The organism is Pseudomonas sp. CGJS7 (assembly GCF_036961695.1).
This window is the reverse complement of record NZ_JBAMDI010000005.1, coordinates 102,975-120,839: the sequence shown is the minus strand read 5'-3', so window position 1 is coordinate 120,839 and position 17,865 is coordinate 102,975. Positions and strand designations below refer to the sequence as shown.

Annotated in this window: 18 protein-coding genes; 8 read left to right on the top strand and 10 right to left on the bottom strand. The window is 61.2% G+C overall.

What is annotated here, in order from left to right:
- Positions 1-49: 49 nt before the first annotated feature.
- Both V7787_RS05600 and V7787_RS05595 read right to left on the bottom strand, forming a co-directional pair.
- On the bottom strand, positions 50-523 hold the full coding sequence (locus V7787_RS05600; protein WP_010951991.1) for a WbuC family cupin fold metalloprotein: 474 nt from the start codon (positions 521-523) through the stop codon (positions 50-52).
- A 2-nt stretch (positions 524-525) separates the two neighbouring features.
- Entirely contained in the window at positions 526-1,083 is a 558-nt protein-coding gene (locus V7787_RS05595) for a hypoxanthine-guanine phosphoribosyltransferase (protein WP_010951990.1), read from the bottom strand.
- Between the two features lie 162 nt (positions 1,084-1,245).
- On the opposite strand from V7787_RS05595, the gene upp reads away from it, so the two are divergent.
- Both upp and V7787_RS05585 read left to right on the top strand, forming a co-directional pair.
- Positions 1,246-1,884 carry a uracil phosphoribosyltransferase gene (gene upp / locus V7787_RS05590; protein ID WP_003247366.1) on the top strand — a complete coding sequence of 213 codons (639 nt, stop codon included), beginning with the start codon at positions 1,246-1,248 and terminating at the stop codon, positions 1,882-1,884.
- A gap of 2 nt (positions 1,885-1,886) precedes the next feature.
- The gene (locus V7787_RS05585) at positions 1,887-3,152 is read left to right on the top strand and encodes a uracil-xanthine permease family protein (RefSeq protein ID WP_003247369.1); all 1,266 of its coding nucleotides are present in this window, start codon (positions 1,887-1,889) and stop codon (positions 3,150-3,152) included.
- Positions 3,153-3,187: 35 nt separating this feature from the next.
- Here the strand turns inward: V7787_RS05585 and hemH are convergent, their stop codons facing one another.
- Both hemH and V7787_RS05575 read right to left on the bottom strand, forming a co-directional pair.
- The gene (gene hemH, locus V7787_RS05580; RefSeq protein WP_336086350.1) at positions 3,188-4,204 is read right to left on the bottom strand and encodes a ferrochelatase; all 1,017 of its coding nucleotides are present in this window, start codon (positions 4,202-4,204) and stop codon (positions 3,188-3,190) included.
- A 13-nt stretch (positions 4,205-4,217) separates the two neighbouring features.
- On the bottom strand, positions 4,218-5,123 hold the full coding sequence (locus V7787_RS05575; protein WP_010951988.1) for a TIGR01777 family oxidoreductase: 906 nt from the start codon (positions 5,121-5,123) through the stop codon (positions 4,218-4,220).
- A gap of 186 nt (positions 5,124-5,309) precedes the next feature.
- On the opposite strand from V7787_RS05575, the gene V7787_RS05570 reads away from it, so the two are divergent.
- The 5 genes from V7787_RS05570 to V7787_RS05550 all read left to right on the top strand — a co-directional run bounded on the left by V7787_RS05570 (position 5,310) and on the right by V7787_RS05550 (position 10,384).
- Entirely contained in the window at positions 5,310-6,296 is a 987-nt protein-coding gene (locus V7787_RS05570) for an NAD(P)/FAD-dependent oxidoreductase (RefSeq protein WP_336086348.1), read from the top strand.
- A gap of 103 nt (positions 6,297-6,399) precedes the next feature.
- Positions 6,400-7,368 carry a YbgA family protein gene (locus V7787_RS05565; RefSeq protein WP_010951986.1) on the top strand — a complete coding sequence of 323 codons (969 nt, stop codon included), beginning with the start codon at positions 6,400-6,402 and terminating at the stop codon, positions 7,366-7,368.
- The gene (locus V7787_RS05560) at positions 7,358-8,257 is read left to right on the top strand and encodes a MerR family transcriptional regulator (RefSeq protein WP_198748413.1); all 900 of its coding nucleotides are present in this window, start codon (positions 7,358-7,360) and stop codon (positions 8,255-8,257) included. Before V7787_RS05565 ends, V7787_RS05560 begins: the two co-directional genes overlap by 11 nt.
- Complete coding sequence (phrB, locus tag V7787_RS05555; protein WP_198748412.1) at positions 8,248-9,693, top strand: deoxyribodipyrimidine photo-lyase; 1,446 nt, start codon at positions 8,248-8,250, stop codon at positions 9,691-9,693. The genes V7787_RS05560 and phrB overlap by 10 nt, the downstream gene beginning before the upstream one ends.
- On the top strand, positions 9,686-10,384 hold the full coding sequence (locus tag V7787_RS05550) for an SDR family oxidoreductase (protein ID WP_064490927.1): 699 nt from the start codon (positions 9,686-9,688) through the stop codon (positions 10,382-10,384). Before phrB ends, V7787_RS05550 begins: the two co-directional genes overlap by 8 nt.
- Positions 10,385-10,499: 115 nt before the next feature.
- Here V7787_RS05550 and V7787_RS05545 read toward each other — a convergent pair whose 3' ends face one another.
- From V7787_RS05545 to hemA, 6 genes are all read right to left on the bottom strand, one after another.
- Entirely contained in the window at positions 10,500-11,018 is a 519-nt protein-coding gene (locus tag V7787_RS05545) for an acyloxyacyl hydrolase (protein ID WP_003247385.1), read from the bottom strand.
- Positions 11,019-11,122: 104 nt separating this feature from the next.
- Positions 11,123-11,920, bottom strand: a complete 798-nt coding sequence (murI, locus tag V7787_RS05540; RefSeq protein ID WP_064490926.1) for a glutamate racemase — start codon at positions 11,918-11,920, stop codon at positions 11,123-11,125.
- Positions 11,913-12,668, bottom strand: coding sequence for a molybdopterin-synthase adenylyltransferase MoeB (locus V7787_RS05535; RefSeq protein ID WP_014589669.1), 756 nt, complete (start codon positions 12,666-12,668; stop codon positions 11,913-11,915). The genes murI and V7787_RS05535 overlap by 8 nt, the downstream gene beginning before the upstream one ends.
- A complete protein-coding gene (prmC, locus tag V7787_RS05530; protein ID WP_014589668.1) occupies positions 12,662-13,492 on the bottom strand; it encodes a peptide chain release factor N(5)-glutamine methyltransferase in 831 nt (276 codons plus the stop codon). Before prmC ends, V7787_RS05535 begins: the two co-directional genes overlap by 7 nt.
- Complete coding sequence (gene prfA, locus V7787_RS05525) at positions 13,492-14,574, bottom strand: peptide chain release factor 1 (protein ID WP_003247392.1); 1,083 nt, start codon at positions 14,572-14,574, stop codon at positions 13,492-13,494. The genes prmC and prfA overlap by 1 nt, the downstream gene beginning before the upstream one ends.
- Complete coding sequence (gene hemA, locus V7787_RS05520; RefSeq protein ID WP_010951977.1) at positions 14,571-15,848, bottom strand: glutamyl-tRNA reductase; 1,278 nt, start codon at positions 15,846-15,848, stop codon at positions 14,571-14,573. Before hemA ends, prfA begins: the two co-directional genes overlap by 4 nt.
- A gap of 809 nt (positions 15,849-16,657) precedes the next feature.
- Between hemA and V7787_RS05515 the strand changes: the two genes are divergently transcribed.
- Positions 16,658-17,851 (top strand): hypothetical protein, encoded by a 1,194-nt coding sequence (locus V7787_RS05515; protein WP_231114221.1) that lies wholly within the window; start codon positions 16,658-16,660, stop codon positions 17,849-17,851.
- Positions 17,852-17,865 lie beyond the last annotated feature (14 nt).

Here is a 17,865-nt window from a genome sequence, read left to right as displayed (position 1 = left end):
GAGGCTCCTTGTATGAAGGAGCACTCTAGCATGCCGGGTGCAGCCGATATCAATCGAACTGCGCGCGCATCCAGGCCTGGTAATCGGCCACGCCGGCCTCACCCTCGCGCGGTGCCCAGTGTGCGTGCTCGCCCTCGCCCACTGGTCGGTATGGCCCAGCCTTGCACTCGAACAGGATGCTGTCAGGCTCCAGCACGACCAAGCCATGGTAGGTACCAGGTGCCAGATCCACACCCAGACAGTCGCCACCGGCCTGCAGCACCCGCTTGTCAGTCACCGCGCCTTGTTCATCGAAGATCAACAGGCCAAAACGCCCCTTGAGCGCTATCAAGGTTTCAGCCTTGTCGGCGCTCAAATGGCGATGCGGCGGAATGTAGGTGCTCGGTTGCAGCCCGACGGCCATGCGGTGGCAGGGCTCTTCCATAGCGTGAAAGTTATGGTGCTGCCGCCCGCGCGGGTTGGCAGCGGCCTTTTCGGCCAGCCCGGCGAACAGCGATTGGTCGATGAACGCAGGCTGGCGCACGGTTACAGCCCCTTTACGGCGAAGATGCCGTTAGCGTTGCGCCAGTAACCTTTGTAGTCCATGCCGTAACCGAAGATATAGCGATCGACACAAGGCAGGCCCACATAGTTGGCCTTGAGGTCAGGGCTTGCCTTGCGGTCGTGGTCCTTGTCGATCAGCACAGCGGTGTACACCGAGCGGGCGCCGGCATGCTTGCAAAACTCGATGATGGCGCTGAGGGTGTGGCCTTCGTCGAGGATATCGTCAACGATCAACACGTCACGGTCGATGAACGACACTTCCGGCTTGGCCTTCCAGAAAAGCTCGCCGCCGCTGGTCTGGTTGCGGTAGCGGGTAGCGTGCAGGTACGAGGCTTCCAGCGGGAACTGCAGGTGGGTCAGCAGTTTGCCGGAAAAGATCAGGCCACCGTTCATCACGCAGAACACAACCGGGTTCTTGTCGTGCAGGTCCTTGCAGATCTGCTCGCCGACTTTGGCGATGGCCGCTTCGACTTCGGCTTCGGTGTACAGGCAGTCAGCTTCATGCATGACTTGACGGATATGCTCGAGATCGGCGGACATGGCGCGCTCCGGGGGGCATTTTGGAAAAGCGGGCAAAGGTACGCATCCGCTCGTCACAGATCAAGCATTTATGGACTAACGTCCAGAATGACCAGACGACAGCACAGGCTGAATAGATTAATCTAGCGCGGTTTTTTTGCCCGCCTTTCGGAGCCCTCCCCTATGCCCACTCGTGAGATCCGCCATCCGCTGATCCGCCACAAGCTTGGCCTGATGCGCCGTGCCGATATCAGCACCAAGAATTTTCGCGAACTCGCCCAGGAAGTCGGCGCGCTCCTGACGTATGAAGCCACCCAGGACCTGCCCCTCGAAACCTACGAGATCGACGGCTGGTGTGGCAAGGTCTCGGTTGAAAAAATCGCCGGCAAGAAGATCACCGTAGTACCGATCCTGCGCGCCGGCATCGGCATGCTCGACGGCGTGCTCAGCCTGATCCCGGGTGCCAAGGTCAGCGCCGTCGGCGTTGCCCGAAACGAAGAAACCCTCGAAGCCCACACCTATCTGGAAAAGCTCGCGCCGGACATCAACCAGCGCCTGGCCCTGATCATCGACCCGATGCTGGCCACCGGCGGCTCGATGGTTGCCACCATCGACCTGCTGAAAAAGGCCGGCTGCAAAGAGATTCGCGCCATGGTGCTGGTCGCCGCGCCAGAAGGCATCGAGGTGGTGGAAAAAGCCCACCCGGACGTGAAGATCTACACCGCCTCGATCGACCAGCGCCTGAACGAGCACGGCTACATCGTGCCAGGCCTGGGTGATGCCGGTGACAAGATCTTCGGCACCAAGCAAAAGGACGCCTGACCATGCAGGACGGCTTCAACGACCCGCTCTGGCGCCAGGTCGTTTCGGGCGCGCAGATGCTCTTCGTGGCATTCGGCGCGCTGGTGCTGATGCCCCTGATCACCGGCCTCGACCCGAACGTCGCGCTGTTCACCGCCGGCATCGGCACCCTGCTATTCCAGCTGGTCACCGGACGTCAGGTACCGGTGTTCCTGGCCTCGAGCTTTGCCTTCATCACGCCGATCATCCTCGCCAAAGGCCAGTTCGGCCTTGCCGAGACCATGGGTGGCGTAATGGCTGCCGGCTTCGTGTACACCTTCATGGGGCTGATGGTAAAAATCAAAGGCACCGGTTTCATCGACCGCATGCTACCGCCGGTGGTGATCGGCCCGGTGATCATCTCCATCGGCCTGGCCATGGCACCGATCGCCGCCAACATGGCGATGGGCAAAGGTGGGGACGGTACGGCACTGATGCCGTACAAGACGGCCATGCTGATCTCGATGCCAGCGCTGCTGACAACCTTGATCGTTGCCGTATTCGGCAAGGGCATTTTCCGCCTGGTACCCATCATCTCCGGCGTGCTGGTGGGCTTTGCCCTGTCGTTCGCCTTTGGCGTGGTCGACACCGCCAGGATCGCTGCCGCACCGTGGCTGGAAATTCCCAATTTCACCGCCCCTGCGTTCAACTGGCAGGCCATTCTGTTCATCGTCCCGGTTGCGCTGGCGCCGGCGATCGAGCATATCGGCGGGGTGATCGCAGTGGGCAGCGTGACCGGCCGTGACTACCTGAAAAAGCCTGGCCTGCACCGGACGTTGCTGGGCGACGGCCTGGCGACTACTGCAGCCGGCCTGTTCGGCGGCCCGCCCAACACCACCTACGCCGAAGTGACCGGCGCGGTGATGCTGACCAAGAACTACAACCCGAAGATCATGACCTGGGCGGCGGTCTTCGCCATTACCCTGGCATTCATCGGCAAGTTCGGCGCGCTGCTGCAGAGCATCCCGGTGCCGGTGATGGGCGGCATCTTGTGCCTGCTGTTCGGCTCGATCGCAGCGGTGGGCATGAACACCATGATCCGCCACAAGATTGACCTGGGCGAGGCACGCAACCTGGTGATCGTCTCGGTGACACTGGTGTTCGGTATCGGCGGCGTGCTGATCGGCAGCGGTGACGGCCCGGATGACTGGGGCCTGAAGGGCATTGCCCTGTGCGCCATTGTGGCTATCGCCCTGAACCTGATTCTGCCGGGTAATGACAGCTGGAAGCACAAGAAGCTGGATGTATGACCGGTCGGAAGGGGCCGCAAGGCGGCCCCTTCGATTCAGGCCTTTTCACACATATCAGCCAACACCCTCACCCACTCCGGGTGATCATTCAGGCACGGCACCAGCACCAGCTCCTGGCCGCCCGCCTCGACAAACTGCTCGCTGCCACGCATGCCTATCTCTTCCAGGGTCTCGATGCAATCCGCCACAAACGCCGGGCACATCACCAGCAGCTTCTTCACACCGGCCTTGGCCAGCTCATCCAGCCGCGTCTCGGTGTAGGGTTCGATCCACTTGTCCCGGCCCAGCCGCGACTGGAACGACACCGACCATTTGCCATCCGGTATGCCCATGCTCTGCGCAAAGGCTTTGGCCGTAGCCAGGCATTGCCCGCGATAGCAAACCGAACGTACTTCGGCGGTTGCACCGTGGCAGCAATGGGCAGCGCGCAGGTCGTGCTTGACCCCCTTCGGAAACAGTTTCTTCAGGTGCCGTTCCGGCAACCCATGGAAGCTCAGCAGCAGGTGGTCGTAACCCTGCTCCAGGTACGGCCGAGCGCTGGCTGCCAGCGCCTCGATGTACGCCGGGTGCTCGTAGAACGGCTGCAGCACGCGCATCTGCAACGGTAACTGGCGCTCACTGACCGTCTGTTTTGCCTGCTCGATCACAGTGGTCACCGTGCTGTCGGCGAACTGTGGATAAAGCGGTGCCAAAGTCACCTTGCGCACACCTTGGGCGGCCAGCCGCGCCAACACATCAGGCAAGGCCGGCTGGCCGTAGCGCATGGCGATTTCCACCGGGCCATGGGGCCAGTGCTCGGCCATCGCGGCCTGCAGGCGACGGGTCAGCACAACCAGAGGCGAGCCCTCCTCCCACCAGATCGAAGCGTAGGCATGTGCCGACTGCTCCGGGCGCTTGATCAGGACCAGCGACACCAGCAAGCGCCGCACCGGCCACGGCAGGTCGATCACGTACGGGTCCATGAGGAACTGGTTGAGGTAGCGGCGCACATCGGCCACCGAGGTGGAGGCCGGGGAACCCAGGTTGACCAGCAGCAGGGCGTGATCGGTCATGCAGCGTCCTATGTCAGAGGCGACTGGACAGGTTGTCCAGCGCCGATTGCAGATCGTTGAAGCGGAAGGTGAAGCCGGCTTCCAGCAAGCGTACCGGGCGCGCCCGCTGGCCTCCCAGCAGCAAGGTGGACATCTCGCCAAGCCCGGCCTTGAGCAGCAATGCCGGCACTGGCAACAGCGCCGGCCGATGCAGGGCGCGGCCCAGTCGCCTGGCAAACTCACGGTTGCGCACAGGCTCCGGCGCGCAGGCATTATAAGGACCGCTGGCATCCTTGTGCTGCAAGAGAAAATCAATCAGGGCGACCTGGTCATCTATATGAACCCAGGGCATCCACTGCCGCCCATTGCCCAAAGGCCCGCCCAGCCCCAGTTTGAAGGGCATGCGCAGGCGCGACAAAAAGCCGCCATCGCTGGCCAGCACCAGGCCGGTACGGACCAGTACCACGCGTATTCCCTGCGCTTGCGAACGCTGGGCGGTCTCTTCCCAGGCAATACACAACTGGCTGGCGAAATCTTCACGCACCGGGGGTGAAGCCTCGGTCAGTTCGCGTTCGCCACCGTCTCCGTACCAACCTACCGCAGAGCCGGAGATCAACACCTCCGGGCGCTGCTCACGTGTGCCCAACCAAGCCAGCAATTGCTCGGTAAGGGTGACACGGCTGGCCCACAGCACGTTGCGCCGGGCGGCCGTCCAGGGCCTGTCGGCAATCGGCGCACCGGCAAGGTTGACCACCGCATCAAGATGATCGTCGGCCTCCAGCTGCTCCAGGCGCGCGATACCACGCACCCCGCTACCACAGATTTTCGCCACCTGTTCAGGACGCCTGCTCCAAACCGTAAGCCGATGCCCTTGGCCCAGCCAGTACTGGCACAGATGCTTGCCAATCAAACCGGTGCCACCTGTCAGCAATATATGCATGGCTGTGTCCTCGCAGAATGCGTCGGTGGTCTATTTTTAACAGCAAGGCACTTTTTTGACCCGACGCTCTCGGATAAACATAGGCCAACCTGCCGCCAACACGGAATAACCTTATACATAATTTTGGCATTGTACAGGTTTGCCTGACAGCGTAGTCTGCTCACAGCAAGGTTTGAAGAGGCCATCATGACAGTACCTATCGCCATCATCGGGGCCGGCATCGCCGGTTTGTCAGCCGCCCAGGCCTTGCAGAAGGCCGGGCAATTCGTGCACTTGTTCGACAAAGGCCACGGCAGTGGCGGGCGCATGGCCAGCAAGCGCAGCGAAGCCGGCGCGCTCGACCTGGGCGCACAGTACTTCACTGCCCGTGACCGACGCTTCGTCGATCAGGTGCAGCAGTGGGTAGCCGCCGGCTGGGCCGAGCAGTGGAAGCCTCAACTGTACAACTACCGTGATGGCGAACTTACCCCCTCCCCCGACGAGCAGACGCGCTGGGTGGGCGTGCCACGCATGAGCGCCATTACCCGCGGCTTGCTCAAGGACGTCACCGTCAATTTCGGCTGCCGCATAGCGGAAGTGTTTCGCGGCAAGCAGTACTGGCACCTGCAAGATACCGAAGGTTGCAGCCACGGCCCCTACAGCCGTGTGGTCATTGCCGTCCCGGCACCGCAGGCCACGCCACTTCTGGCCGCCACACCGAAGCTGGCAGCCGTGGCCGCTGGCGTGCAAATGGAACCTACCTGGGCCGTCGCCCTTGCCTTCGAGACACCGCTGGATACACCAATGCAAGGCTGCTTCGTGCAGGACAACCCGCTGGACTGGCTGGCCCGCAATCGCAGCAAGCCTGGCCGCGACGAGCACCTGGACACCTGGGTACTGCACGCAACGTCAGACTGGAGCCGGCAACACATCGACCTGCCAAAGGATGAAGTGATCGAGCAGCTGTGGGGCGAATTCGCCGAGCTGGTCGGCTGCGTGGTCCCCCCGCCCACCTTCGCCCTGGCCCACCGCTGGCTCTATGCCCGCCCCAGTAGCAACCATGAGTGGGGCGCACTGGCCGATGCTGACCAGGGCTTGTACGCCTGTGGGGACTGGTGCCTGTCCGGCCGCGTCGAGGGCGCATGGCTCAGTGGCCAGGAAGCAGCGCGGCGCTTGCTCGAACACCTTGAGTGATGCCGAACTATACAAAAATACTAGTTTGCATAACTTCAGCGCTGTGCTGAAATAAACCTGTACAAGTTTCGAGTCACGTACAGGTTTATTTTCGGAGGCAGCCATGCACGACCCTTCCGCCCACAGCAAGCCGCGTATCGCCATCAGCGCCTGCCTGACCGGGCACAGCGTGCGCTACAACGGCGGCCACAAGGCCTCCGACCTGTGCCGTAAACAGCTGGAACAGCACTTCGACTGGCTACCCGTGTGTCCGGAAGTGGCAATCGGCCTGGGTGTCCCGCGCGACCCGATTCGCCTGGTCGGCAACCCCGAGCAACCCGAAGTGGTCGGCACCCGCGACCCCGGCAAGGACCTTACCGACCCGCTGCGCACCTATGGTGAGCAGATGGCCAACGAGCTTGACGACATCTGCGGCTACATCTTCATGCAGAAGTCACCTTCATGCGGCCTGGAACGGGTAAAGGTTTATCAGGACAACGGCCACCCGGCCGTGCATGGTGGCCGTGGCGTCTATGCCCAGGCTTTCTGCGCATTGCGCCCGGACCTGCCAGTAGAAGAAGAAGGCCGCCTGCATGACCCTGTGCTGCGCGAGAACTTCATAAGCCGCGTTTACGCCTACGCCGACTGGCAGCGCCTGCTGGCCGAGGGCCTGAACCGTGGCGCGCTGGTGCGCTTTCATTCGCGCTACAAGTATTTGCTGATGGCCAACAATCCCCAGGCCTATCGCACCCTCGGCCGCCTGCTTGGCAGCATGAGCAAGGCTGATGAACCACAGAGCATCGGCCCGCGCTATTTCAGCCAGCTGATGCAGGCCCTGCGCCGCTGCGCCAGCCGCGGCACCCACAGTAACGTGCTGCAGCACCTGAGCGGCTACTTCAAGGATGCCCTGACGCAGCAGGACAAGGCGGAGTTGCAGGCAGTCATCGGCCAATACCAACAAGGCGTGGTACCACTGGTAGTGCCACTAACCTTGCTCAAACACCATTTGCGCAAGCACCCAGACCCCTACCTGCAGCAACAAGCCTACCTGCAGCCTCACCCCGAGAGCCTGGGCTTGCGCAATGCGGTCTGAGGACTTGCTGCCCATCGGCGAACTTGCCCGTCGCACTGGCGTCAACCCGGTCACCCTGCGCGCCTGGGAGCGCCGGTATGGGTTGCTCAAGCCGCAGCGCACCGCCAAGGGGCATCGCCTGTACCCACTTGAGCAGGTCGAACGCGTCGAAGCCGTTCTGGCCTGGCTGCAGCGTGGCGCGTCGGTCGGCCAAGTCCGCGAGTTGCTCGACAAACCCGCCAGCACCCCACCGAAGGGGGACTGGCAAGCCCGGCAATTCCAGCTGATCGAAGCCATCGCCGGCCTTTCACAGCGCGCCCTCGACCAGCAACTCAACCAGGCCATGGCGCTGTACCCGGCGGTCACCCTGTGCGAGCAATTGCTGCTGCCGCTACTCGACATGCTCGACCTGCGCTGGCGCAATTACTTCAACGCTCGGCTGGAGCAGGTGTTTTTTCACAGCTGGCTGCGCAGCAAGCTCGGTGCCCGCGTGTACCACGACAACCAGCTGCTGCAAGGGCCTGCCGTGTTGCTGGCCGAAGACAGCGAACGCACCTTCAGCCCGGACTTATGGTTGTGCGCTTGGCTACTCACCAGCAATGGCTTCCCGGTCGAGGTGCTCGAGCAGCCCGTCGCAGGCCCGCAATTGCTAAGCGCCGTCAACGCGCTCAAACCACGCGCCTTACTCCTGCACCTGGGGCCACGCATCGACGACAAGGCGTTGCTGCGCACCCTGCAAGGCTTGCCGATCCCCAAGCTGCTGGGCGGTGCCACGCTGGCGCTGCATGAAGCCCGCTTGAAGGCTTTTGAGCTGCCCGACCTTTTCCTGTTCGACACCCCGCAGGCGGCATTGCGCGTGCTTCAAGCCCATGATCGACAGCCTGTAGAGATAAATCCCCCATGCACCTGACCTGGCTGCGCAGCGACCTGCGTATCGATGACAACACTGCACTCAGCGCCTCTACCGAACGCGGCCCGACCATCGCCCTGTGGCTGGTCAGCCCCGGACAATGGCAAGCCCATGACGATGCCGACTGCAAAGTCGACTTCTGGCTGCGTAACCTGCATGACCTGCGCCAATCACTGGAAAAGCTGAACATCCCCCTGCTGATCCGCACAATCGATACCTGGGACCAGGCGCCACAGGCGGTGCTCGATATCTGCCGCCAACATCAGGTGCAAAGCGTGCACTGGAACGAGGAGTACGGCATCAATGAGCAGCGCCGGGATGATGCCACCCGCGCACTGTTGGAAAAGTCGGCCATCCAGGCGCACAGCCACCTCGACCAGCTGTTCTTCCGTCCGGGCACCGTACTCACTCGCAGTGGCGATTACTTCCAGGTGTTCAGCCAGTTCAAGAAGACCTGCCTTGAGCATCTGCACCGCAGCCTGCCGGCCCTGGCACGGCGGGTGAAGCGCCAGGCCCCGCTGAACATCGACAGCGACCCGATCCCGCAACATGTAGAGGGGTTCGGAAAAACCACGCCCGCACTGCGCGACCACTGGCCAGCCGGTGAAGCTGAGGCACAGTCCCGCCTGTCACGTTTCCTGGACGAAACCATCGACGACTACCACCACTTGCGCGACTTGCCTGCCAAGCCTGGTACCAGCCAGCTATCCCCCTACCTGGCCGCCGGCGTGATTTCGCCCCGCCAATGCTTGCACGGTGCACTGGCCGGCAACCGGGGCGAGTTCGACAGTGGCAGCACAGGCGTGCAGACCTGGATCAATGAGCTACTCTGGCGTGAGTTCTACAAGCACATCCTGAGCGGTTATCCACAGGTCTCGCGCCACCGCGCCTTCCGCGCCCAGACCGAAGCCCTGCCCTGGCGTGACGCCCCGGCAGACCTGGAGGCCTGGGAGCAGGGCCGCACCGGCTTCCCGATCATCGATGCCGCCATGCGCCAGCTGCTGCACACCGGGTGGATGCACAACCGCTTGCGCATGGTCGTGGCCATGTTCCTCAGCAAGAACCTGCTGATTGACTGGCGCAAGGGAGAGCGGCACTTCATGCGCCACCTGATAGACGGCGACCTGGCCGCCAACAATGGGGGTTGGCAGTGGAGTGCGTCCACTGGCACCGACGCGGTGCCCTATTTCCGTATCTTCAACCCGGTTTCACAGTCGCAGCGCTTCGATCCACAGGGTCAGTTCATTCGCCACTGGGTACCGGAACTACAGGAGCTCGATGAAAAAGCCATCCATCAACCCATTAAATCGACGGACCTTTTCGGTAATACTTCGTACCTAAGTCCAATCGTAGATCTCAGCAGCAGTCGCCAGCGGGCCCTGGAAGCATTCAAAGGGCTGCCACGCCGGCAGAATCAGGGGATACGTCTTGATTAACTCGCGTAGTTTTTGGGTTACAGGCGCAAGCAACGGACTTGGCTTGGCTTTGGTGGAGCGGATGCTCGATGAAGGACATCGCGTTGCCGCGAGTGGCAAGGATAGCGATGCACTGGATGATTTGGGGGCACGCTACGGCAGCCAATTGTTGCGTTTGCCGTGGCAGTTGCAGGAAGAACAACACGTCACCGATGCGTGCCAACAGATTTGCCATGCCTGGTGTTCGCTGGACGGGCTGATCCTCAACACCGGCACCACCGATTACCTGCCAGACAATGTCAGTGACAGTGAGCTGATCGAAGCGATCGTCACCACCAACCAGCTGGCCGCAGAGCATTGCCTGAGCAAAGCGCTGCCGTTGCTGGCAAAGGGGCAGTCGCCCCAGGTGATGGGGCTTTTCAACCGCTATTCGGCGTTGCAGCTGTTTGCACCGACACAGGTGACTGCGGGCTGGAACAACTTGCCGCAATGGCTGCGTGAGCAGCGCAAGGCCCTTGAGGACCAAGGGGTAGCACTGACCATCGTAGGGCCACAATCGTTGAAGGTTACGGTAACGTCGGCACAGGCGATACCGGAGGCGTGGACGCCCGACAGTGCCGCAGAGGAGTTGCTGCGCCGGTGGCCTCAGAGAGAACCCGAACTGGTCCTGGAGACGCTGGACCTTAGTAGCCTGTGGCCGCTGGCGCGTTGACCGCTGAAATCAGCATTACCTTCTTCGCGGGCAAGCCCGCTCCTGCAGATTACCCAGACCTTTAATGCTGTGGTATTCCGGCAGGAGCGGGCATTGCCCGCGAATGCAGGTGAACTCAGAGCGCCATTCTGTAATGCAGGCTGTAGCTTTCTACACCATCGTTGGGCTCTTTGATGCCGGCGTTGGAATAGTGAATCGCCCGCACCCCAATCTCATGCCCGCCGGCAAAGCGCAAACCAAAACCAATGCGGTCCTCGAACTGGAACGCCGAACCCAGCTCGTTGCTTTCCAGCTCGGTGCTGGAGAACGCCGCCACCCCGATGCCGGCTTCGATGTAAGGCTTCACCGACTCCCCGGCAAATTCATAGACGAACACGGGCGCGAAGGACAGGCTGTGATTGCTCGCGGTCTCGTCGCCATCCCAGTAGGTGTAGGCCCCATCCCAATAGCCGGTCAGCCGACCAACGCTGGTCTGCCACCAACTCGCGTCCCAATTCGATTGCAGCCCTAGCCGGTAGACCATTGTCGAATCGCCAGTCTGCCCCACCGAAAACGAAACATCGGCAGCCTGTGCCGACATCGCTTGCCCCAAAACAAAGGCAGCAGCCGCTGCCAAGCCGAGCAGTTTCCTCATAAGAAACATCCTTCTTTCTGATGCTGTTATTTGTCCGCCTCATCTCAGGCAAAGCGGTAGAAAGCAGAAGTGGAACGATAGTTCAGCCTTTTTTCACGTTTTTTTCACAACGCAAAGCTTTGCACATCGTCAGACTTATGCCACAGCACAGGTAGGATTTTTCTTAAGGCTTCTGGATCAGCGCTTGTCCAGAAGCGTGCAGCGCCGGCCGGGCCTTCGGCCAACAGATCATTGGCACCCAACAGCCGTTGCAACTGACGCGCCACGGCCGCGCCGGTGTCGATGATGGCCACGTCATCCGGGACCATGCCGGCCAGCAATGGGCGAAGGAAAGGGTAATGGGTGCAGCCGAGGATCAGCGTATCGCAACCTGCAGTCAGTAGCGGCTGCACATAACCTTGCAACAGCTGGCGCACCGCCGGGCTTACCAGGTCACCGACTTCGATCAGCTCGACCAGCCCCGGGCAAGGTTGGGTAATAACCTGTACGTCATTCGCGAAGCGATCGAGCAAGGCTGCGAACTTGGCACTCTGCAGGGTACCGGTGGTGGCCAGCACACCGACCACGCCCGAGCGGGTGGCTGCCGCTGCAGGCTTGACGGCCGGTTCCATGCCCACCAACGGCCAGGTCGGATACAACTCACGCAGGTCGGCCACTGCCGCCACCGTGGCAGTGTTGCAGGCCAGGACCATGGCCTTTGCGCCTTGTTCATGGAAGAACCCGGCAATGCGTCGGCAGCGCTCGCGGATATAGTCCGGCGACTTCTCACCGTAGGGTATATGCCCGCAATCGCCCACATACAGCAACGTTTCGTTGGGCAGCAGGCGCTGGATCTCGGCCAGCACCGACAATCCGCCAACCCCCGAGTCCATGACGCCGATCGGCGCCGAGCGCTCAGCCATCGCGCTTACCACAGACCGTGCAAGCCGGGTCGCGCTTGACACGAAGCTCGCGGATACGGGTGCCAAGGGCATCGATCAACAGCAAGCGGCCGACCAACGGCTCACCGAAGCCAGCCAGCAGCTTCATCGCCTCCAGCGCCTGCAGGCTTCCCACCAGCCCCACCAGCGGGCCAATGACGCCTGCTTCGCTGCAGGTCAGTTCAGCTTCGCTACCATGCCCGTACAGGCAGTGATAGCACGGACTGTAGTCACGCCGCGGGTCGAACACCGACAGCTGACCTTCCAGACGGATTGCCGCTCCGCTGACCAGCGGCTTGCCGGCGGCGACACAGGCAGCGTTGACCGCCTCGCGGGTAGAGAAATTGTCGGAGCAGTCCAGCACCAGGTCGACCGCCGCCACCGCAGCCACCAGCGAGTCCTCGTCCAGTGCCTGGCGGTGAGCAACCAGGCTGACTTCCGGGTTGATTGCCTGCAAGCGCTGCAAGGCCGAGTCGACCTTGCTCATGCCAACGCTGGCACTGTCGTGGATGACCTGGCGTTGCAGGTTGGTCAGGTCGACGGTGTCGAAGTCGGCCAGGTGCAGCTCACCCACGCCAGCGGCGGCCAGGTACAGGGCGACTGGCGAGCCCAGGCCACCCAGCCCGATGATCAGCGCTTTGCTCTGCTTGAGCCGCAGCTGGCCATCGATGTCGATCTGGGCCAGCAGCACCTGGCGGCTGTAACGCAGCAGTTCCTGATCACTCAGCATGGCAGTCGCCCCAGGGTAATGCGTTCATGGCCGCCCAGGTCCGTGCGGCTGGCCACCTCGATAAAGCCATGTTCAGCCAGCAGAGCGCGTACCGCCGCCGCCTGATCGTAGCCATGTTCCAGCAGTAGCCAACCACCTGGCAACAAGTGCGCGGGGGCCTGGGCGGCGATCACGCGAAGGTCGTCCAGGCCATCGGCACCGGCCACCAGGGCACTGCTGGGTTCGAAGCGCACGTCGCCGGCCACCAGGTGCGGGTCTTCAGCGGCGATGTAGGGCGGGTTGCTGACAATGAGGTCGAAACGCTCCCCGGCCAGGCTGTCGAACCAGTGGCTCAGCCGTACCCGAGCGTTGGCCAGGCCCAACCGCTGGCGGTTGCGCTCGGCGAGGGCAGCAGCCTCCTCCACCCGGTCAACCGCTGTCACCTGCCAGGCCGGGCGCTCGCTGGCCAGCGCCAGAGCGATGGCACCCGTACCGGTACCCAGGTCGAGAACCTTGGCGGGCGAAGCGGGTTGCAGTTCAAGCGCCGTCTCGACCAGCAGTTCGGTATCCGGCCGCGGGATCAGGGTATGCGGCGCGACCTCCAGGTCGATCTTCCAGAAGCCCTGCAGCCCAAGGATATAGGCCACTGGCTCGCCGCCACGGCGGCGCTTCAGGTAGCCGGCATAGGTCTCGGCATCTTCGCTGCTGACAATACGCTCGGGCCAGGTATGCAGGTAGCTGCGCGATTTACCGATGGCCGCAGCCAGCAGCAGTTCGGCATCCAGGCGCTCAGTGGGCGATTCAGGCAACTGCGCGTTGCGCAACAGGCTGGCGATGACAGTCATCAGTCCCCCAAGGCGGCCAGTTGATCGGCCTGGTATTCGGCCAGCAGCGGTTCGATCACCGCGTCTACGCCACCGCTGAGAATGTCGTCAAGCGAATACAAGGTCAGGTTGATGCGGTGATCGGTCACCCGCCCCTGTGGATAATTGTAGGTGCGGATGCGCTCGGAGCGGTCACCGGAACCCACCAGCAGCTTGCGCTCACTGGCAATGGCGTTCTGCGCGGCACTGGTCTGCATGTCGTTCAGCTTGGCCGACAGCCAGGACATGGCGCGAGCACGGTTCTTGTGCTGCGAGCGCTCCTCCTGGCATTCGACCACGATACCGGTAGGCAAGTGAGTGATACGGATCGCCGAATCGGTCTTGTTGACGTGCTGGCCGCCGGCACCGGAGGCACGGTAGGTATCCACGCGCAAGTCGGCCGGGTTGATTTCGATGGCGGCCTGCTCGTCCGGCTCGGGGAGCACCGCCACCGTGCACGCGGAAGTGTGGACACGGCCTTGGGACTCGGTCTCGGGCACACGCTGAACCCGGTGTGCACCGGACTCGAACTTGAGCTTGCCGTAGACATTCTCGCCCTCGACGCGGGCAATGATTTCCTTGTAGCCGCCGTGCTCGCCTTCGTTCTCGGACAAGATCTCCAGGCGCCAGCCGCGCTTTTCGGCGTAGCGCGAATACATACGGAACAGGTCGCCAGAGAAGATGGCTGCCTCGTCGCCACCCGTACCGGCGCGGATTTCGAGAAACACGTTGCGACCGTCGTTGGGGTCTTTGGGCAGCAGCATGCGTTGCAGCTGCGCCTCCAGGGTCAACAGTTGCTCCTTGGCTTCACGCACCTCTTCCACGGCCATTTCACGCAGGTCCGGGTCACTGTCCTTGAGCAGCGCCTGGGCGCCTTCGAGGTCGTCCTGGACTTTACGCCACTCTTTATAAGCAGCGTAGACCGGCTCTACCTCGGCATACTCGCGGGAGTAGGCGCGAAAACGCGTCTGGTCGGAAATAACCTCGGCGTCACCGAGCAGGGCGGTGAGTTCTTCGAAACGGTCCTGGAGGATTTCCAGTTTGTTCAGCAGCGACGCTTTCATTGCGGGGATTTGTCCGTGGAGCCCTCGTTGAGGGCAAAGAGTTCCTGGGCCATGGCCAGCGCATCGAGGCGGCCCTCGGCCGAGAGCTTTTTCAGCTGCACGCTGGGCGCATGCAGGAGTTTGTTGGTCAGGCCCCGGGCCAGCTGGGCGAGCACGTCTTCGGGGTTGCCGCCATTGGCCAGCAGGCGCAGGGCCTTTTGCAGTTCTTCGTCGCGAAGGCGCTCACTTTGCTGGCGATAGGCCCTGAGCACGTCCACTGCAGCCAGTTCGCGCAGGCGCAGCATGAAGTCTTCGGCGCCCACGGATACCAGCTCTTCGGCCGCCTGAGCCGCGCCCTGGCGGCTCTTGAGGTTTTCCGCCACTACATCGTGCAGGTCGTCGACGGTGTACAGGTAGACATCATCCAGCTCGCCGACTTCGGTTTCAATATCGCGAGGGACAGCGATGTCGACCATGAAGATCGGCTTGTGTCGGCGCTGTTTCAGTGCGCTCTCGACCGCGCCCTTGCCCAGGATCGGCAACTGGCTGGCGGTGGAACTGATCACGATGTCACTGTTGGCCAGTTCCTGGGGGATGTCTGCCAGCAGCACGGCATGCGCGCCGAACTGCTCGGCCAGGATGCTGGCGCGCTCCAGGGTGCGGTTGGCCACCACGATACGGCGTACGCCCTGCTCGTGCAGGTGGCGGGCGACCAGGGTGATGGTTTCGCCGGCACCGATCAGCAGGGCCTGGCTGCGGCCCAGGTCGGCGAAAATCTGCTTGGCCAGGCTGACCGCGGCGAACGCAACCGAAACCGGGTTTTCACCGATGGCCGTATCGGTACGCACCTGCTTGGCGGCGCTGAAGGTGGCCTGGAACAGGCGCCCGAGCAACGGCCCGACGGTACCGGCTTCGCGGGCCACGGCGTAGGCGGACTTCATCTGGCCGAGGATCTGAGGCTCGCCCAGAACCAGCGAGTCCAGGCCCGAGGCCACGCGCATCATGTGCTTCACGGCGTCGTGCTCTTCATGCACGTAGGCGCTGGCGCGCAGCTCGTCGATGCTGAGGCGGTGATAGTCGGCCAGCCACTGCAGCACGGCGTCGGCGGACAGGTGGTCCTGCTCTATATAGAGCTCACTGCGGTTGCAGGTCGACAGGATCGCCGCCTCGCGGCTGGACGTCAGTCGGCAGAGCTGCTGCAGGGCGTCTACCAGCTGCTCTGGGGTAAACGCCACGCGCTCGCGTACGTCTACCGAGGCAGTCTTATGGTTGATACCAAGTGCAAGAAAGGCCATGCAAGGTCGCTGGTTGTGACGGGAAGCCGATAATTGTCCTCTTTCGCAGGTTTCAGGACAACCACCGTTCGCTATTGTGCTGATAGTCCTGCGGCTATCGCCTTTTCGTAGCCTGCCCTAGCGGTGTTTTCAGGTCTTGCCGGCTTTTGATCTGGCTTTTGATCCTGATCTTGATCTTCGCGACTTCAGGAGGCCGAACGCAGGCCTTGCACAGGGAGGTGACGGGCATGGATGCCCGTCAAGCGCTGTGCCCCAGGATGGGGCCTGCAGCGCGGTCCTCCCGGGAGCAAGCCCTACGCTCGGCCTCCTGAAGTCGCAATCTGCAGCGCCTGATCAACCGCGCGCTTAGAAGCGACAGTAAGAGCAAAAGCCAGAGCCATCGGTTCGACATCGCCCTAGCCAACTACGTTGACCGGGTCGAGAAGACTTTTGACATATTTCCAAAAGATTTATCCACAGTCTTGTAGTCCATTTCCCAAATACATGCCCAACTGTTGCCCTACCCTCCTTCCGGACCTAGTCTTGACACTGCTACATCGATATTTCTCACTGAGACAGCGATACGAATTGGATAGCATCGAGCTATCAGTCCGTCAGTTTATTTGTAGCTATTAATTTTGCCGATTATTAGAAGTTTTGTTGATGAGGATCAGCAGCGGTAATGATGAACTGAAATGATGCACACTTACTTGGTGACACACCAACAACAAGCATTTTTATATTTCAGTTTTGTTAAGCTTATCTTAAAACGATTTCCAATGCAGGGTATGCTTCGTGCATGGCAGGAAGCTATATAATAGGCACGCGCAATGGAAGAATTTGAAGCATCTCGTAGGCACTCAGTGCTACTTTGGGGCGTTAACTTGTGTGCTATTTCGGCCTCTACGCTGAGCTATATTTATTTTTCCTACTATATTTATGCTCATACTGCTAGTCTAATACTTTCCCAAGTAGTGCTGTTTGCACCAATGGTTCTGCCGGTAATTCTTGTCGCTCCAATCTACCGACTGGCTGACTATCTAGCGCCACGCACGTTGCTGTGGAGTGCCAACTTGCTGTCGCTGGGCTGCGCGGCGGCCACCTACAAGATCCTGCCACATCATGTGGAAGTCGCCGTGTTAGGCGCGGTAGTCATTGGCACCCTGGATGCGCTGCAACGGGTAGGGCGTATTGTTGCCATCAAGTGTTATTTCCCGGGTGCGCAAATCGCCAGCTCAGTGCCTCTGACACTCACCGCACAATTCATTGCCGGCGGCCTGGCAGGCATCAGTCTGCTACTGTTCAAAGCCAACATGACGCCTGGGTTAGCCCTGCTCATTACTGTCAGTCTTTTTTCCATCGCGGCTTTGGCGGCCTATCTACTACCTGCGCCAACAAAGCCTCCGATCACCGTGCAGGTCGCACCAAGACTATTGACTGCCCTTGGTTCGCTTTTGCAGGAGTATCCCGCGCTACGCCTCAGCCTCTATCAGTTCATCATCTTCGTCAGCCTTTTTCAGGGCTTCTTCAATGTGTCCAGGGTGCTGTTACCGGCCCATGTGCTGGGCTTGGGAGAGGTGTATGTCGGTTTGTTGCAGGCCGTCAATAGTGTGGCAGCTTTGGTGGGCGCAGTACTGTTCTATCGTTTGGGCAAGTGTAATGTGCAACCGCTACCTATGCCGATGGCTGTAGTCAGCGGCCTGTTCATGATGCTCGCAGCGTTCGGCCATGATATTCAGTCCAGTTACATCGCGTATTTTCTCTACATATTCTTTTTCGAACTGGCATTTTTCAAATTGCAAGCCGATCTTGTCAGGAGCACACCTACCAGCGCCATGCCGTTGATGGCATCTGTCCAGTATGCGGGGGTCTACTTAGGCATGATAATCACCATCTTCGCCGGATCAATACTGGTTAAGTATGTTGGCCTGTTCAGCACGAGCATTATCTTCGTTGCTTTCTATTTCGTCGCATCCAACGCCCTGCGAACGACAGTTACGATCAAGGGAAAACAACCTGTCTAAATAATTTCTTCAAG

Excerpts from the sequence above, each read along its gene's own strand:
- prmC (WP_014589668.1), bottom strand. The coding sequence starts at position 13,492 with ATGACTGTCATCGCCAGCCTGTTGCGCAACGCGCAGTTGCCTGAATCG.
- phrB (WP_198748412.1), top strand. The coding sequence starts at position 8,248 with ATGCACCTGACCTGGCTGCGCAGCGACCTGCGTATCGATGACAACACT.
- V7787_RS05570 (WP_336086348.1), top strand. The coding sequence starts at position 5,310 with ATGACAGTACCTATCGCCATCATCGGGGCCGGCATCGCCGGTTTGTCA.
- V7787_RS05515 (WP_231114221.1), top strand. The coding sequence starts at position 16,658 with ATGGAAGAATTTGAAGCATCTCGTAGGCACTCAGTGCTACTTTGGGGC.
- V7787_RS05575 (WP_010951988.1), bottom strand. The coding sequence starts at position 5,123 with ATGCATATATTGCTGACAGGTGGCACCGGTTTGATTGGCAAGCATCTG.
- hemH (WP_336086350.1), bottom strand. The coding sequence starts at position 4,204 with ATGACCGATCACGCCCTGCTGCTGGTCAACCTGGGTTCCCCGGCCTCC.
- upp (WP_003247366.1), top strand. The coding sequence starts at position 1,246 with ATGCCCACTCGTGAGATCCGCCATCCGCTGATCCGCCACAAGCTTGGC.
- V7787_RS05535 (WP_014589669.1), bottom strand. The coding sequence starts at position 12,668 with ATGCTGAGTGATCAGGAACTGCTGCGTTACAGCCGCCAGGTGCTGCTG.
- V7787_RS05585 (WP_003247369.1), top strand. The coding sequence starts at position 1,887 with ATGCAGGACGGCTTCAACGACCCGCTCTGGCGCCAGGTCGTTTCGGGC.
- V7787_RS05545 (WP_003247385.1), bottom strand. The coding sequence starts at position 11,018 with ATGAGGAAACTGCTCGGCTTGGCAGCGGCTGCTGCCTTTGTTTTGGGG.
- V7787_RS05565 (WP_010951986.1), top strand. The coding sequence starts at position 6,400 with ATGCACGACCCTTCCGCCCACAGCAAGCCGCGTATCGCCATCAGCGCC.
- hemA (WP_010951977.1), bottom strand. The coding sequence starts at position 15,848 with ATGGCCTTTCTTGCACTTGGTATCAACCATAAGACTGCCTCGGTAGAC.
- V7787_RS05595 (WP_010951990.1), bottom strand. The coding sequence starts at position 1,083 with ATGTCCGCCGATCTCGAGCATATCCGTCAAGTCATGCATGAAGCTGAC.
- murI (WP_064490926.1), bottom strand. The coding sequence starts at position 11,920 with ATGGCTGAGCGCTCGGCGCCGATCGGCGTCATGGACTCGGGGGTTGGC.
- V7787_RS05560 (WP_198748413.1), top strand. The coding sequence starts at position 7,358 with ATGCGGTCTGAGGACTTGCTGCCCATCGGCGAACTTGCCCGTCGCACT.
- prfA (WP_003247392.1), bottom strand. The coding sequence starts at position 14,574 with ATGAAAGCGTCGCTGCTGAACAAACTGGAAATCCTCCAGGACCGTTTC.